General features: G+C 70.4%; 18 protein-coding genes. 13 read left to right on the top strand and 5 right to left on the bottom strand.

Annotated elements, in window-relative coordinates; all coding sequences use genetic code 11:
- Window positions 1-8: 8 nt before the first annotated feature.
- Both fabF and J3S20_RS00375 read right to left on the bottom strand, forming a co-directional pair.
- Complete coding sequence (gene fabF / locus J3S20_RS00380; RefSeq protein WP_216833707.1) at window positions 9-1,298, bottom strand: beta-ketoacyl-ACP synthase II; 1,290 nt, start codon at window positions 1,296-1,298, stop codon at window positions 9-11.
- 36 nt (window positions 1,299-1,334) lie between these two features.
- Window positions 1,335-1,574, bottom strand: coding sequence for an acyl carrier protein (locus J3S20_RS00375; protein ID WP_092963667.1), 240 nt, complete (start codon window positions 1,572-1,574; stop codon window positions 1,335-1,337).
- Window positions 1,575-1,900: 326 nt separating this feature from the next.
- Here J3S20_RS00375 and J3S20_RS00370 point away from each other — a divergent pair, with 326 nt between their 5' ends.
- The gene (locus J3S20_RS00370) at window positions 1,901-2,119 is read left to right on the top strand and encodes a hypothetical protein (RefSeq protein WP_216833706.1); all 219 of its coding nucleotides are present in this window, start codon (window positions 1,901-1,903) and stop codon (window positions 2,117-2,119) included.
- A gap of 133 nt (window positions 2,120-2,252) precedes the next feature.
- Here the strand turns inward: J3S20_RS00370 and fabG are convergent, their stop codons facing one another.
- The 3 genes from fabG to fabD are packed head-to-tail and all read right to left on the bottom strand — an operon-like array spanning window position 2,253 to window position 4,836.
- Window positions 2,253-2,990, bottom strand: coding sequence for a 3-oxoacyl-[acyl-carrier-protein] reductase (gene fabG / locus J3S20_RS00365; RefSeq protein ID WP_216833705.1), 738 nt, complete (start codon window positions 2,988-2,990; stop codon window positions 2,253-2,255).
- Window positions 2,990-3,880, bottom strand: coding sequence for a GNAT family N-acetyltransferase (locus tag J3S20_RS00360; RefSeq protein ID WP_216833704.1), 891 nt, complete (start codon window positions 3,878-3,880; stop codon window positions 2,990-2,992). Before J3S20_RS00360 ends, fabG begins: the two co-directional genes overlap by 1 nt.
- Window positions 3,877-4,836, bottom strand: coding sequence for an ACP S-malonyltransferase (fabD, locus tag J3S20_RS00355; RefSeq protein ID WP_216833703.1), 960 nt, complete (start codon window positions 4,834-4,836; stop codon window positions 3,877-3,879). The genes J3S20_RS00360 and fabD overlap by 4 nt, the downstream gene beginning before the upstream one ends.
- 236 nt (window positions 4,837-5,072) lie before the next feature.
- Between fabD and rpsF the strand changes: the two genes are divergently transcribed.
- The 12 genes from rpsF (at window position 5,073) to J3S20_RS00295 (ending at window position 15,004) form a co-directional block, all read left to right on the top strand.
- Window positions 5,073-5,558 (top strand): 30S ribosomal protein S6, encoded by a 486-nt coding sequence (rpsF, locus tag J3S20_RS00350; protein ID WP_216833702.1) that lies wholly within the window; start codon window positions 5,073-5,075, stop codon window positions 5,556-5,558.
- Between the two features lie 6 nt (window positions 5,559-5,564).
- Window positions 5,565-5,852: a 30S ribosomal protein S18 gene (rpsR, locus tag J3S20_RS00345; protein ID WP_216833701.1), complete on the top strand. Its 288-nt coding sequence runs from the start codon at window positions 5,565-5,567 to the stop codon at window positions 5,850-5,852.
- A gap of 39 nt (window positions 5,853-5,891) precedes the next feature.
- Complete coding sequence (locus J3S20_RS00340) at window positions 5,892-6,818, top strand: hypothetical protein (protein WP_216833700.1); 927 nt, start codon at window positions 5,892-5,894, stop codon at window positions 6,816-6,818.
- 24 nt (window positions 6,819-6,842) lie between these two features.
- Window positions 6,843-7,415, top strand: a complete 573-nt coding sequence (rplI, locus tag J3S20_RS00335; RefSeq protein WP_216833699.1) for a 50S ribosomal protein L9 — start codon at window positions 6,843-6,845, stop codon at window positions 7,413-7,415.
- A 182-nt stretch (window positions 7,416-7,597) separates the two neighbouring features.
- Window positions 7,598-8,809: an SAM-dependent methyltransferase gene (locus J3S20_RS00330; RefSeq protein ID WP_216833698.1), complete on the top strand. Its 1,212-nt coding sequence runs from the start codon at window positions 7,598-7,600 to the stop codon at window positions 8,807-8,809.
- A gap of 321 nt (window positions 8,810-9,130) precedes the next feature.
- Window positions 9,131-10,669: a replicative DNA helicase gene (locus J3S20_RS00325; protein WP_216833697.1), complete on the top strand. Its 1,539-nt coding sequence runs from the start codon at window positions 9,131-9,133 to the stop codon at window positions 10,667-10,669.
- Window positions 10,659-11,132, top strand: coding sequence for a GNAT family N-acetyltransferase (locus J3S20_RS00320; RefSeq protein ID WP_246602211.1), 474 nt, complete (start codon window positions 10,659-10,661; stop codon window positions 11,130-11,132). The genes J3S20_RS00325 and J3S20_RS00320 overlap by 11 nt, the downstream gene beginning before the upstream one ends.
- Entirely contained in the window at window positions 11,129-12,223 is a 1,095-nt protein-coding gene (gene alr, locus J3S20_RS00315) for an alanine racemase (RefSeq protein WP_216833696.1), read from the top strand. The genes J3S20_RS00320 and alr overlap by 4 nt, the downstream gene beginning before the upstream one ends.
- Window positions 12,224-12,227: 4 nt before the next feature.
- Window positions 12,228-13,028, top strand: a complete 801-nt coding sequence (locus J3S20_RS00310) for an MlaE family ABC transporter permease (protein ID WP_216833695.1) — start codon at window positions 12,228-12,230, stop codon at window positions 13,026-13,028.
- Window positions 13,025-13,822, top strand: coding sequence for an ABC transporter ATP-binding protein (locus J3S20_RS00305; RefSeq protein ID WP_379793600.1), 798 nt, complete (start codon window positions 13,025-13,027; stop codon window positions 13,820-13,822). The genes J3S20_RS00310 and J3S20_RS00305 overlap by 4 nt, the downstream gene beginning before the upstream one ends.
- Before the next feature lie 106 nt (window positions 13,823-13,928).
- Window positions 13,929-14,315, top strand: coding sequence for an antitoxin Xre-like helix-turn-helix domain-containing protein (locus J3S20_RS00300; RefSeq protein WP_216833693.1), 387 nt, complete (start codon window positions 13,929-13,931; stop codon window positions 14,313-14,315).
- On the top strand, window positions 14,312-15,004 hold the full coding sequence (locus tag J3S20_RS00295; RefSeq protein WP_216833692.1) for an RES family NAD+ phosphorylase: 693 nt from the start codon (window positions 14,312-14,314) through the stop codon (window positions 15,002-15,004). The genes J3S20_RS00300 and J3S20_RS00295 overlap by 4 nt, the downstream gene beginning before the upstream one ends.
- The last annotated feature ends 2 nt before the right edge of the window (window positions 15,005-15,006 follow it).

Here is a 15,006-nt window from a genome sequence, read left to right as displayed (position 1 = left end):
CCGGAACGTCAGGCTGCCTTGCGGAAGATGATGCTGGCGTTGGTGCCGCCGAAGCCGAAGCTGTTGGACAGCACGGTGTCGATCTTGCGCGGCTGGGCTTCCAGCGCCACCCGGTCGATCGGGCTCTCGCGGGAGGGATCCTCGAGGTTCAGCGTCGGCGGGGCGACGCCGTCGCGGATCGCGAGGATGGAGAAAATGCCCTCCACCGCCCCGGCCGCGCCCAGCAGATGGCCGATGGCGGATTTGGTGGAGGACATGGCGAGGGACTTCGCCTCATCGCCCCAAAGCCGCTCCACCGCCTGCAGCTCGATGTCGTCACCCATGGGGGTCGAGGTCCCATGCGCATTGACGTACTGGATCTGCGACGGCTCCACGCCGGCCGACATCAGCGCCGCGCGCATGGCGCGGAAGGCGCCGTCGCCATCCTCGGTGGGGGAGGTGATGTGATAGGCGTCGCCGGACATGCCGTAGCCGATCACCTCGGCATAGATCTTGGCGCCGCGGCGCTTCGCGTGCTCCAGCTCCTCCAGCACCACCACGCCGGCGCCCTCGCCCATCACGAAGCCGTCGCGGTCGCGGTCCCAGGGGCGGCTGCCCTTGGTCGGCTGGTCGTTGAAGGCGGTGGACAAAGCGCGGGAGGCGCAGAAGCCGGCCATGCCGATCTCGGCCACCGCGGCCTCGGCGCCGCCGGCGACCATCACATCCGCGTCGTTCAGCGCGATGAGGCGCGCGGCATCGCCCAGCGCATGCACGCCGGTGGCGCAGGCCGTGACCACCGCGTGGTTCGGGCCCTTGAAGCCGTATTTGATGGAGACATGGCCGGAGGCCAGGTTGATCAGCGCGGAGGGGATGAAGAAGGGCGAGATCCGCCGCGTCTTGCCCTGCTGGATCAGCGTCGAAGCCTCGAAGATGGTCGGCAGGCCGCCGATGCCGGAGCCAATCATCACGCCGGTGCGGCAGCGTTCTTCCTGCTGGTCCTCGCCCGGGGCCCAGCCGCTATCCTCGACCGCCTCGGTGGCCGCCACCAGCGCGAGCTGGATGAAGCGGTCCATCTTCTTCTGGTCCTTGACCGGGATCCACTCGCTGATGTCGAGCTTGCCCTCGGCCCTGGTGCCGACCGGCACCTGGCCGGCGATCTTGGCCGGCAGGGCGCTGGTGTCGAAGTTCTGGATCGCCGCCAGCCCGCTTTCGCCGGCCAGCATGCGCTTCCAGACGTTTTCCACACCCAGGCCGAGCGGGCAGGCGATACCCATGCCCGTGACGACGACGCGCCGCGGCGCAACGAGATGACCGAACACCGCTGCTTCCCTTACCTAGCCATCAACCGCTTGAAATCAGGCGGACTTCTGCTTCTCGATATAGTCGATCGCGTCCTTCACGGTCGTGATCTTCTCGGCGGCGTCGTCCGGGATCTCGACCCCGAAGGCCTCCTCGAAGGCCATGACCAGCTCGACGGTGTCGAGGCTGTCCGCGCCCAGATCGTCGATGAACGACGCCTCGGTGGTCACCTTCGACTCCTCGACGCCGAGGTGTTCCACAACGATCTTCTTCACCTTGTCGGCGGTGTCGCTCATCCCGCGATGTCTCCTGCTGGTCGCTGCCGTGCCGCGCATCTGCCCGAAACCCCGCCCAAAGCGGCGGGAGCTGGGGTGGGGGCGGCGCGGCTTAACATGGAAGCGTCACTTGGCCTAGGCGGCGGCGCGGCGCAAGCGGTCGGGCCCCGGGAAACGCGGCTTTCCTGCAGCGAAAGCCGCCTGTGTCAGCCGCGCCACGCCCGCGATACCGATATTGCAGCTGCGAAGCAGGCGGAAAGGGCGGCGAAGCGGGGGCGAAACCGGCCCGGTGCCATAAGGCGGCACGCGGCAGGCCGGCCTGGTCCGCCGCCAGAAGGAAAGCCCCGATGTCCGCCAGCCTCGCCGCCCCCGAAACAGCGCCCGAAGCCGCCCCCGAAGCCGGTCTGCGCCCCCGCCTCGCCCCGATGCTGTCCTGGCTGCTCGCCCCCCTCCGGGCGCTGCACCAGCCCTGGCGCGTGGACCTGCTGGCCTATGACCCGCATCTGCTGCGCGACATCGGCCTGACGCAGGAGGAGGCGCTGCGCATCGCCGGCGGCCGGCGCTGAGCCTTCCGATCCGGCCGATCACCCTGACGCCCATCCTGCGCTGTTCGGCCGCATCGGCTTCGAGCCGGGGTCGCCGGAACCAGCCGGATTCGCGCGGCGGCAGGGTTTCGTCAGATGGTGGCTGAAACCGGCGTCAGATCATCGCCATGCCGCCATTCACATGGAGGGTCTGGCCGGTGACCCAGGCGGCCTCGCCGCTGGCGAGATAGGCGACGGCGGCAGCCACATCCTCCGGCGCGCCCATGCGCTGGGTCGGTATCTTCGTCAGCAGCGCGGTGCGGGCGGCCTCCGGCAGGGCGTCCGTCATCGCGGTCTTCACGAAGCCGGGTGCGACCACATTCACCGTCACGCCGCGGGTCGCCACTTCCTGGGCGAGGGACTTGCTCATGCCGATCAGCCCGGCCTTGGCCGCCGCGTAATTCGCCTGGCCGGCATTGCCGGTGACGCCCACGATGCTGGCGATGGAGATGATGCGGCCGGAGCGGCGCTTCATCATGCCGCGCAGCGCGGCGCGGGCCAGGCGGAAGGGGGCGGTCAGGTCCACCTCCAGCACCGCGTTCCAGTCGGCATCGCCCATGCGCAGCGCCAGCATGTCCCGCGTGAAGCCGGCATTGTTCACCAGGATATCCAGCGGGCCGAGCTCCGCCTCCACCTTCTCCACCAGGGCGGCGGGGGCCGCGGGGTCGGCCAGGTCGGCGGGGGCCACCAACACCCGCTCCCCCAGCGTCCCCGCCAGGGCCGCCAGCTCCGCCTCCCGCCGCCCGGTGATCGCCACCCGCGCGCCTTGTGCATGCAGCGCGGTGGCGATGGCGGCGCCGATGCCGCCGGTGGCGCCGGTGACCAGGGCCACCTTGCCGGTGAGGTCGAACATCAGGTCTCTCCGTCCGTAAGGCGCTTCATGAGGTAGTGCCGGCTATGGCCGGGCGGGAAGTCGTCGAGCCGGCCGAACTGCCGGTAGCCCAGGCTTTCGTAGAAGGGCAGGGCCTGGAAGCTGAAGGTATCGAGCCAGATGCCGGCGCAGCCGCGCGCCCGCGCCTCCTCCTCCGCCCGCTGCATCAGCAGCCGGCCGAGGCCCTGGCCGCGCAGCGCTTCCGGCAGGAAGAAGTACTGGATGAACATCCAGTTGAAGAAGCTGTAGCCGTAGAGCCCGCCCGCCGGCTGCGCCTCGTCCGGCGCATGGACCGCCAGGCTGAAGGGCGCATGCCCATGCGGGCCGGCCTGGGCCACCGAATGGGTGCTGAGGCCGGCCAGCAGCACCGGGACCAGGGAGGCCCCGCCCGGGGCGATGGTGGCGCGCGGGGCGGCGGCATCCGGCCAGGGGATCGCGACCGGCCCAGGCGCATCCAGCCGCTTGGTCATGCTGAAGCGGGTCTGGCCGGGCGGGCAGTCCTCGATCTGGCCGATGACGGCAAAGCCCAGCTTCTCGTAGAAGCCGCGCGCCTGGAAGCTGTAGGTATCCAGCCGGATGCCGATGCAGCCGCGCCGCCGCGCCTCGGCCTCCGCCGCGGCCATCAGCTTGCGGCCCCAGCCGGCGCCGCGCAGGGCGGGCGGCACCGCCAGGTTCTCGATGTAGCACCAGCGCCAAGCGGTGGCGCCGAGCAGCCCGCCCACCACCGTGCCCGCCGCATCCCGCAGCGGCAGCGTCAGCCCCTTCCGCTCCCAGGGATGGCCGGCTTCGGCATTCGCGGCCCAGAGCGCGTCCCGGACCGCCTTCTCCTCCTCCGCGCTGGGCTGGGAGGTGAGGTCGAACCAGTGCGTCACAGCGACTTCAGAAAGGCTTCGATCTCGGCGGGGGTGCCGATCGCGCTGGCCTTGGCCTCCGGCGCCAGGCGCTTCATCAGCCCGGTCAGGACGCGGCCCGAGCCGATCTCGACGAACTGCTCGCAGCCCATCGCGCCCATGGCCAGGATGCATTCGCGCCAGCGCACCGTGCCGGTGACCTGGCGCACCAGCAAGTCGCGGATCTCGACCGGGTCGGTGGCCTTGGCGGCGGAGACATTGGCGACCAGGGGGACCAGCGGCGTGCGCATCTCGGCCTCGGCCAGCGCCTCCGCCATCGCATCGGCGGCGGGGGCCATCAGGGCGCAGTGGAAGGGGGCGGAGACCGGCAGCTTCATGGCGCGCTTCACGCCGGCGGCCTTGGAGCCCTCGATGGCGCGGTCCACCGCCGCGGCATGGCCGGAAATCACGATCTGGCCGCCGCCATTGTCATTCGCCACCTCCACCACCTGGCGTTCGCCGGTGGCGGGGTCCTCGGCGGCGGCGGCGCAAATGGCCTGGGCCTGCTCCAGCTCGGCGCCCAGCAGGGCGGCCATGGCGCCTTCCCCGGCGGGGACCGCCTTCTGCATCGCCTCGCCGCGCAGCCGCAGCAGGCGGGCGGTGGTGGACAGGTCGAAGGTGCCGGCGGCGGCGAGCGCCGCGTATTCGCCCAGCGAATGGCCGGCCACCAGCGCCACGCGGTCGCGCAGCAGGAAGCCGCCTTCCTTCTCCAGCACCCGCAGCACCGCGATGGACATGGCCATCAGCGCCGGCTGGGCATTGGCGGTCAGCGTCAGCTCCTCGGGCGGGCCCTCAAACATCAGCCGGGACAGCTTCTGCTTCAGGGTCTCGTCCACTTCCTGGAAGACCTCGCGGGCCGCGGGGAAGGCGGCTGCGAGGTCGCGGCCCATGCCGGGGGCCTGGCTGCCCTGGCCGGGGAAGGTGAAGGCGAGCGCCATTTTTTCGGTCCGTGCGATCTGGCTGGGCGTTTTAAAGGGGGGCGGTCGCGCGGCCTAGGGCGGTGTGGGTCGCGGCGTCAAGCCCGAGTCGAAATTGCTTGCCGCGCCGCCCCCACCATGCTTTACGCCCCGCTCCCCTGCCGGGACCCGAGGCATCGGTCCCGGCTATGCCCGTTTATGCGCGACCCGAGCATGGTGCCCGGGCCCGTGGGGTTGAGACAGCCGGAGGGAATCGGATGCCCTTGTATGAATGCGTGCTGATTGCACGCAATGACGTCACGCAGGCCCAGGTCGAGGCGATTGCCGACCAGGTGCAGGCGACCCTCACCGAAATGAACGGCGGCGAGATCAAGAAGCGGGAATATTGGGGCCTGCGCGGCCTCGCCTACCGCATCAAGAAGAACCGCAAGGCCCACTACATGCTGCTGGGCCTGGAATCGACCCCGGCCGCCCTGCTCGAGGTGGAGCGCCAGCTCGGCCTGAACGAGGACGTGCTGCGCAGCCTGACGCTGCGGATCGACGCGATCGACGACGCCCCCTCGGCCATCCTGGCCCGCCGCTCCGACGACCGCGAGCGTGACCGCGGCTTCCGCGGCCCGCGCCCGGCCGGCCGCTTCGGCTCCGGCCGCACCGGTGGCCGCGAGCGTGACGACCGCGAGGAATTCCGCGCCCGTCCGCGCGACGAACTCGATATGGGCCCCGGCATGGGCGGCGAGGAGTAATCCATCATGTCCGATCGCAACGAAGACATCGCCCTGAACCCCGCCCAGCGGCGCCCCGCCGTCGGCGCCCGCCGGCCCTTCTACCGCCGCCGCAAGTCCTGCCCCTTCTCCGGCCCGAACGCGCCGAAGATCGACTACAAGGACGTGCGCCTGCTGTCCCGCTTCCTGAGCGAGCGCGGCAAGATCGTGCCGAGCCGCATCACGGCGGTCTCCGCCAAGAAGCAGCGCGAGCTGGCGAACGCCATCAAGCGCGCCCGCTTCCTGGCGCTGCTGCCCTACGTGATCAACGACTGATCACGCGGCACGGCCGAGGGCAGTATGGTGACGGGCAGCATGGACGAGGAGCAGGGGAAGGGTCGCGGCGGCATCGCCGCCGATCCGCGCCTGCTCGCGGCCGCGTCTGCCGGCCTGGCCTCCGCGGTGCTGGCCCTCTGGGCCTTCCGCGGCCTGCCGGGCGGCGCCTTCGCCCTGTGGCTGGCCTCCCTGCCATTGTTCATGGCGGGCATCGGCTTCGGCGGCTTCACGATCCTGGCCTCCCTGGCCGTGGCAAGCCTGGTGCTGCTGCTGCTGGGCAGCGCCACCGGGCTCGGCCTGTTCCTGGCGCTGTTCGGCGTGCCGGCCGCGGCCCTCGTGCTGGCGGCCGGACGGCCCTTCGCGCTCAGCCTTCCCTTCGCGCTGCTCGGCCTGATTCCGGCCGCCGGCGTCCTGCTGGCGGCCTTCCTGCTGGGCGATGCGCCCGGCGGGCTGGAAGGCGCGATGCGGGAGGCGGCGGAGGTCGGGCTGCAGCGCATGGGCCTGCCGGCCAATGACGGCCTGGTCGAGGAGCTGGTGCGGGTCAAGGCCGCCGCGATCGGCTTCTGGGTGGCGCTGGCGCTGCTGGTGAATGCCGCGGCCGGCGCGGCCCTGCTGAAGCGGGCCGGCGTCCTCGCCACCACCCCCGCCTGGCGGGAGGCGCGGCTGCCGGGCTGGTACCCGCTGCTGCCGGCGCTGGCCGGCGGCTTCTGGCTGGCGGCGGAGGAAGGCGGCGATGCCGTCACCCTCTCCCTGCTGCTGGTGCTGCTGGTGCCGGTCTTCCTGCATGGCCTCGCGGCCCTGCACCGCGCCTCGGCGGCCATCCGCGGGCGCGCCTTCGTGCTGGGCGGCGCCTATGCCGCGTTGCTGATCCTCTCGGTGCCCGTGGCGCTCGGCGTCGCGGGCTACGGCTTCTACGATATTTTCAATGGAACCCGGGCCCGGCGCAGCGCGCCCCCCCGGGTCTGAACCCCTGATTTGAACGGTGCAGCCATGATCGAAGTCATCCTGATGCAGCGGGTCGAAAAGCTCGGCCAGATGGGCGAGCTGGTGAAGGTCCGCCCCGGCTACGCGCGCAACTTCCTGCTCCCCCAGGGCAAGGCGATCCGCGCCAACAAGGACAACCTGGCGCGCTTCGAGCGTGAGCGCGCGCAGCTCGAGGCGCAGAACCTGAAGCGCCGCGAGGAGGCCGAGCGGGTGGCCGAGCGCGTGCACGGCCTGTCGGTCGTCATCATCCGCTCCGCCGGCGAAAGCGGCGGCCTCTACGGCTCCGTCTCCGGCCGCGACATCGCCGATGCCTGCAAGGGCAGCGGCCTGACGCTGGAACGCAGCCAGATCCTGCTGGAACAGCCGATCAAGCAGCTGGGCCTGACCCAGGTGCGCGTGGCGCTGCACCCGGAAGTGGTGATCGAAGTCGGCGTGAACGTCGCCCGCTCCGTCGAGGAAGCCGAGAAGCAGGCCCGCGGCGAAGACCTGCGCGCCGCCGACCAGGCCGAGGAAGAGAGCCTGGAGGCCGAACTGGCCGCCGAGCTGGCCGAACTCGGCGCGGCCGCCGACCGCGACTGACCGGCGCGCCGGCCGGGACGGGCCCCACCCCGTCCCGCCGGCGATCCGCAAATCGTGAACGGGGCCTCGCCCCCTCGCGCCGACCTTGGCCGCTTGAATCAGCCTTAACGAAATTGCCATATCGGACCCCGGTCGGGGTCCGGTGGGATGCCGTGCGAGACCCCGCAGGAGGGGTCGCGCCTATGCTGCACGCCATGCTGTCCCGCGCCATCCGCCACGGGCGACTGACCGTGCACGACCCCGATGGCCGCATCCGCCACTATGGCGACGGCGCCGGCCCAGAAGCCGGCATGCGCATCCTGACCCGCCGCGCCGCGCGCCGCCTGATCACCAATCCCGGCCTGTCCTTCGGCGAATCCTACATGAACGGGGAGATCGAGCCGCTGGAGGGCCGCCTGCTCGACCTGCTCGAACTCCTCATGGTCAATTGGGCGCCCGGCGCCACCCACCCGGCCGAACAGCTGCACGCCCTATGGCGCCTCGCCCGGCGACGGATCGACCAGTTCAACCCCGCCGCCCGTGCCCGCCGCAACGTCGCCCACCACTACGACCTGAACGGCCGGCTCTACGCCCTGTTCCTGGACCGGGACCGGCAATACTCCTGCGCCTACTTCCCGACCGGCCAGGAAAGCCTGGAGGAAGCCCAGGCGGCCAAGAAACGCCACATCGCCGCGAAACTGCGCCTCGACCGGCCGGGACTCGAGATCCTCGATATCGGCTGCGGCTGGGGCGGCATGGCCCTGACGCTCGCCCGCGACCACGGCGCCCGCGTCACCGGCATCACCCTGTCCCAGGAACAACACGCCGAAGCCCGCCGGCGCGCCGAGGAAGCGGGGCTTTCCGACCACTGCCGCTTCGAACTGATGGACTACCGCGACTGGACCCGGCCAGTGGACCGGATCGTCTCCGTCGGCATGTTCGAACATGTCGGCATCACCACCTACACCGCCTTCTTCCGCACCATCCGCCAGGCCCTGCGCCCGGATGGCGTGGCCCTGGTGCACGCGATCGGTCGCAGCGACGGACCCGGCAGCACCAATCCCTGGCTCACCAAATACATCTTCCCCGGCGGCTATTCCCCGGCCCTGTCCGAAGTGCTGCCCGCGGTGGAACGCAGCGGCCTGCTCACCACCGATATCGAGATCCTGCGCCTGCACTACGCCCTGACACTTCGCGAATGGCGCCGCCGCTTCGCCGCCAACCGGGACGCCATCCAATCGCTCTACGACGAACGCTTCTGCCGCATGTTCGAATTCTACCTGGCCGCCAGCGAAGCCAGCTTCCGCCAAGGCGGCCTCATCAACTGGCAACTCCAACTCACCCGCCGGATCGACACCCTGCCCCTGACCCGGGACTACATGGTGGAAACGGAACGGGCTTCGGCCATGGCGTGATCGGGTTGATTGCAAGGAGGGCTCCGCCCTCCCTGCACCCTCCCGCCAAGGGGCAGTGGCCCCTTGGATCCCTTCGATTCATGTGCAGGAAGGGAGAGGGGCCGTAGCGACCGAATGTTCGGTGGTCCCGCAGGCCCCTCTCCCTTCCTGCACAAGGTCCCGTGGTCCAGGAGGCCACTGCCTCCTGGTGGGGGGTGCCGGGGGGCAAAGCCCCCTGGCAGTCACCCGCGCCGTCCATGGCCGAAACCGTCCCCGTTATCCACAGTGATCCACAGGCTGGGTGGGGCGCGTGCGACTCGGGGGGTGGGGTAGAGTGGGGGGATGAACACCTTTGGCTCTTCGTCTCCTGGCGTTTCCGGTGGTTTTGGTGGGGGTGATGGGCTGTTGGGCCTGTCGCAGCGTTTGCCGCCGGCGAATCTGGAGGCTGAGCAGGCGCTGTTGGGCGCGCTGCTGGCCAACAACAAGGCCTATGAGCGGGTGTCGGAGTTCCTGGCCGCCGATCATTTCGCCGATGCCGTGCATGGCCGGATCTATGCGGCGATCCAGCGGCGCATCGAGGCTGGGCATCTGGCCGATGCCGTGACCTTGCGGGCGGAGTTCGAGCATTCGGGCCTGCTCGATGAGGTGGGCGGTTCCGCCTATCTCGGCCAGCTGCTGACGGCGATGGTCGGCGTCATCAATGCCGGCGAATACGGCAAGGTGATCCATGACGCCTGGCTGCGCCGGCAGTTGCTGGACCTGGGCGAGGTGATGGTGAACCGCGCTTTCGGCGCGGAGCCGGAGCTGGACGGCAAGCTGCAGATGGAGAGTGCCGAGCAGGCGCTGTTCGACCTGTCGCGGGCCGGCGAATCGGGCGGCGGTTTCGTCAGCTTCGAGCGCGCCCTTGCCACCGCGGTCCAGCATGCGGAGAAGGCCTTTTCCAATCCGGGCGGCGTGGCGGGGTTGTCCACCGGGCTGCGGGACCTGGATGCGAAGCTGGGTGGCTTGCATCCCTCGGACCTACTGATCATGGCGGGGCGACCCGGCATGGGTAAGACGGCGCTGGCGGTGAAGGTGGCCTTCGGCGGCGCGCGGGCGATCCTGCGGGAGGCGAAGGAGAAGGACCCGCATGCCGTGCCGCGCGGCGGCGTCGCGATCTTCTCGCTGGAAATGAGCTGCGACCAGCTGGCGACGCGTCTTCTGTCGGAGGAGAGCCGAATCTCGGGCGACCGCATCCGGCGCGGCGAGATCAGCCAGCGCGATTTCGACAAGTTCCTGGAGGTGAGCCGCGAGCTGCAGCAGCTGCCGCTGTTCATCGATGACACGCCGGCGATCACGATCTCCGCCTTGCGGACGCGCTGCCGGCGCTTGCAGCGGACCCGCGGGCTGAACCTGATCATCGTCGACTACCTGCAGCTGATGCGCCCGGCGGCGGGCAGCAAGCCGGAGAACCGGGTGCAGGAGATCAGCCAGATCACCCAGGGTCTGAAGGCCATCGCCAAGGAGCTGTCGGTGCCCGTCATCGCGCTGTCGCAGCTGTCGCGCGCGGTGGAGCAGCGGGAGGACAAGCGGCCGCAGCTGGCGGACCTGCGTGAATCCGGCTCGATCGAGCAGGATGCCGACGTGGTGATGTTCATCTACCGCGACGAATACTACCTGCAGGCCCGCCAGCCGAAGGAGCTGAGCTTCGACAATCCGCAGAAGTTCACCGAGGCGGTGGAGAAGTGGCAGAAGGACATGGAGGATGCGCACAACAAGGCGGAGCTGATCGTCGCCAAGCAGCGGCATGGCCCGACCGGCACCATCCGCCTGTTCTTCGAGGCCGAGTTCACCCGCTTCGGCGACCTCGATACGCATCATGATGGTGGCTATGGCGACTGAACCGCGCGCTGCGCTGATCATCCGGCCGGTGGCGCCGGCGGATCATGCCGGGTGGCTGCCGCTCTGGCTGGGCTACAATGCCTTCTATGGCCGGTCCGGCGACACCGCCCCGGCCGAGGCGCAGACCGCGCTGACCTGGTCGCGCTTCTTCCAGGCGCTGGAGCCGATGGAGGCGCTGGTGGCGGAGGTGGAGGGGCGGCTGGTCGGCCTCGCCCATATCATCTTCCACCGCAACACCAGCCTGCCGGGCGCCAGCTGCTACCTGCAGGACCTTTTCGCGGCGCCGGAGATGCGCGGCCGCGGCATCGGCCGGGCCTTGATCGAGGGCGTGTACGACCGGGCGCGGGCGGCCGGCGCCGGGCGGGTCTATTGGAACACGCATGAGACCAACCACGCGGCCATGCGGCTCTATGACCAGGTGGCGCGGAAATCCGGCTTCGTCGTCTATCGGCACGACCTGTGAGCGGGCCGGCGGCGGGGCAGGGGGTGCTGACGGTCGATCTGGATGCCATCGTGGCCAATTGGCGCGACCTGTCCGCCCGGCATGGCGCGCCCTGCGCCGGGGTGGTGAAGGCGGATGGCTATGGGCTGGGCGCGGCGCCGGTGGCGCGCGCCCTGCTGGCGGCGGGCTGCCGGACCTTCTTCGTCGCGCATCTGACGGAGGGGCTGGCGCTGCGCGCCGCGCTGGGCGCGGGGCCGGCCATCATCGTGCTGAACGGCTTTCCGCCGGGGGCGGATGAGGCGGCGGGGCTCTGGCCGGTGCTAAACAGCCTGGGCGATGTGGAGGCCCATGCGGCGGCCGGGCGGGCCGATGGCCAGGCGCGGCCGGCGCTGCTGCACCTGGATACCGGCATGTCCCGCCTCGGCCTGGATGCGGCGGAGCAGGCGGCGCTGGCCGAGGATCGCGGGCGGCTGGCGGGGCTCGACCTGCGCTTCGTGATGACCCATTTGGCCTGCGCGGATGAGCCGGCGCATCCGCTGAACGCCCTCCAGGCGCAGCGCTTCACGGCCGCGGCGGCGGCCATCGCGCCCGGCGTGCCGCGCAGCTTCGCCAATTCCTCCGGCCTGTTCCTGGGCAAGGACTTCCGCTCGGACCTCGCCCGTCCCGGCTGTGCGCTCTATGGCATCAACCCGACGCCGGCGGCTGCGAACCCCATGCGGCAGGTGGCCACGGTCGAGGTTCCGGTGCTGCAAGTGCGAGAAATCGGGGCCGGCGACACGGTCGGCTACGGGGCCGGTTACACGGCGACGCGCAACGTGCGGGTCGCCACCGTTGCGGCGGGCTATGCCGATGGCTACTTACGAAGCCTGTCCGGCCGGTCCCTGGCGCTGTTCCAGGACCGTGCCGTGCCGCTCATGGGCCGGGTCTCGATGGATTTGACGACATTCGATGCGAGCGACTTCCCCGATCTGCAGCCTGGCTGCCGGCTGATGCTGGTGGGTGGGGCGGGGAATACGCCGGACGATATCGCCGCCCGCTGCGGCACCATCGGCTATGAGGTGCTGACCTCGCTGGGGTCCCGCTACCAGCGCCATTACCTTGGCGGCGTCTGAGATCTTGGAGCGCACCCTCTCGGACCGCCTGCTGGACCCGGTCGCGGCGCTCGGCCGCGCGGTCATCGGCCTGCTGCGGGCCACCGGCGCCATCGCGCTGTTTGCCGGGGAGGCAATCAGCCATCTGGTGCGGCCGCCCTTCTATGGGCGCCTGTTCCTGAAGGCCTTCGTCGAGATCGCCTGGTTCAGCCTGCCGGTGGTGGCGCTGACCGCGGTCTTCACCGGCATGGTGCTGGCGCTGCAATCCTATACCGGCTTCTCCCGCTTCAATGCGGAAGGCGCGGTGGCCAATGTGGTGGTGTTGTCCATCACCCGCGAACTGGGCCCGGTGCTGGCCGGGCTGATGGTGGCCGGCCGCATCGGCGCCGCCTTCGCGGCCGAGATCGGCACGATGCGGGTGACGGACCAGATCGACGCGCTGTCCACCCTGTCCACCAACCCCATGAAATACCTGGTGGCACCGCGGCTGCTGGCCGGCACGCTGGCGCTGCCGTTGCTGGTGCTGGTGGCGGATACGCTGGGCGTGATGGGCGGCTGGCTGATCGGCACGCAGCAACTGGGCTTCGCTTCCGGCGCCTATCTCAAGGCGACCTTCGACTTCCTGCAGGTGGCGGATGTGGTCTCCGGCCTGATCAAGGCGGCGGTCTTCGGCTTCGTCATCACGCTGATGGGCTGCTGGGCGGGCTACCGGTCGGGTGGCGGGGCGCAGGGCGTGGGGCGGGCCACCACCTCCGCCGTGGTCGCCTCCTCCATCCTGATCCTGGCGCTGGACTATATGCTGACCGCGGTGCTGTTCAGCCGATGATCTCCACGCGCCAAGGCACGATGAGCGACGTCCCGAAGATCCGCCTGCGGGGGCTGCGCAAGGCGTTTGGCGCCAAGCAGGTGCTGGATGGCGTGGACCTCGATATCCGCGCCGGGCATTCCATGGTGATCCTGGGCGGCTCGGGCTCCGGCAAATCGGTCACGCTGAAATGCATTTTGGGGCTGATCACCCCCGATGCCGGCACCATCGAGATCGATGGGCGGGATGTGTCCAAACTGTCCCGGGTGGAGCGGGAGCAGGTGAACGACCGCATCGGCATGCTGTTCCAGAACGGCGCGCTGTTCGACAGCCTGCCGGTATGGGAGAATGTAAGCTTCAAGCTGCTGGCCCAGCGCCGCATTTCCCGCCGCGCCGCCCGCGACAAGGCGGCGGAGGTGCTGGCCCAGGTGGGCCTGGCCGCCAGCGTCGGCGACCTCTCGCCGGCGGAGCTTTCGGGCGGCATGCAGAAGCGCGTCGGACTGGCCCGCGCCATCGCGGCCGAGCCCGACATCATCTTCTTCGACGAGCCGACCACGGGGCTGGACCCCATCATGGGCGCCGTGATCGATGGGCTGATCGTGGATGTGGTGAAGCGCCTGGGCGCCACGGCGGTGTCGATCACCCACGACATGGCCAGCGCGCGGCGCATCGGCGACGACGCGGCGATGATCCATCGCGGACAGATCATCTGGCGCGGGGAGGCCCGCAGCCTGGGCGATACGGGCAACGCCATGGTGGACCAGTTCGCGCGCGGGGAGCGTGAGGGGCCGATCCAGATGGAGCTGCGGAAGTAGCGTGGCGGTGAACAAAACTTGAACTCACCACCATCTGGTGCCATCTTCGGCACCAGATGGAGCGTGCCATGCAGATCCAGCCCAACCTCCCCAGCCCGCCCCCCCCGTGACTTTCGCCTCCGAGGCCGAGCGCGAGCGGTTCATCCCCGTCGCCCTGAAGGCGCTGCTGCGGCTGGCGGAGGCCTGGCATTTGACGGGGCAGGAGGCGGCGGCCCTGCTCGGCGTCTCCGCCACCACCTGGGACCGCATGCGCGCCGGCCGCTGGAGCGGCAGCCTGTCGCAGGACCAGCTGACCCGCGCCTCCGCCCTGATCGGCCTGTTCAAGGGCCTGCACCTGCTGTTCGGCGATGCCATGGCCGATCGCTGGCCGCGCCTGGCCAATCGCAACCCGCTCTTCGGCGGCCTGTCGCCGGTCGCGGCGATGATCGAGGGTGGCATCCCCCGGCTGATCGAGGCGCGGCGGCATGTGGATGCGATGCGCGGCGGGCTGTGAAGGGCTTTCCCCTCCGCACGGAGGCGCTGCCCCGCACCACCCGCCTGGTGACCACCGCGCGGCTACGGGAGTCCGTGCTGCGCGCGCTGATCGACACCGATGAGGAATTCGCCCTGCTGGCGGCGCTGGAGGGGGCGACCAGCGCCCGGCTGAATGCCGCCTCCGGCCTGTTGCCCGGCCTGCCGCCGGAGGATCTGGTGGCGCGGGTGCCGCATGCCGCCGTCGTCAACGCCGCCTTCGCCTATGCCCGCCCGCGCGGCCTGAACCGCTTCAACGGGCCGGAGCGTGGCGCCTGGTATGCGGCGCTGGCCGCCCGGACGGCGCTGGCCGAGGTGGCCTTCCACCTGACGGGACACCTGGCCGAGACCGGCGTCTTCGAGGCCGAGGTCGATTATGTGGAAATGCACGCATCCTTCGCCGGTGCCTTCCTGGACCTGCGCGGGGCGGCGCCGCGGCCGGCCTGCCTGGATCCGGACCCGGCCATCGGCTACCCCGCCGGCAATGCGCTGGCGGTGGAGGTGATGGCGGCGGGGCATAACGGCATCCTCTATCCCTCGGTCCGCGATCCGGGCGGCACCTGCCTGGTGGCGCTCTGGCCGCATGCGGTGCAGTCCCCGGCCCAGGGCGCCATCTGGCGGCTGCGCTGGTCCGGCCGCCCCACCCCCCATATCGAACAGGTCAGCGGCTGAAC

The sequence above is a fragment of the Falsiroseomonas tokyonensis genome (assembly GCF_019024325.1).
In the GTDB taxonomy this organism is placed as follows: Bacteria; Pseudomonadota; Alphaproteobacteria; order Acetobacterales; family Acetobacteraceae; genus Falsiroseomonas; species Falsiroseomonas tokyonensis.
The sequence above is the reverse complement of the archived record's forward strand: the minus strand, read 5'-3'. Positions and strand labels throughout refer to the sequence as shown.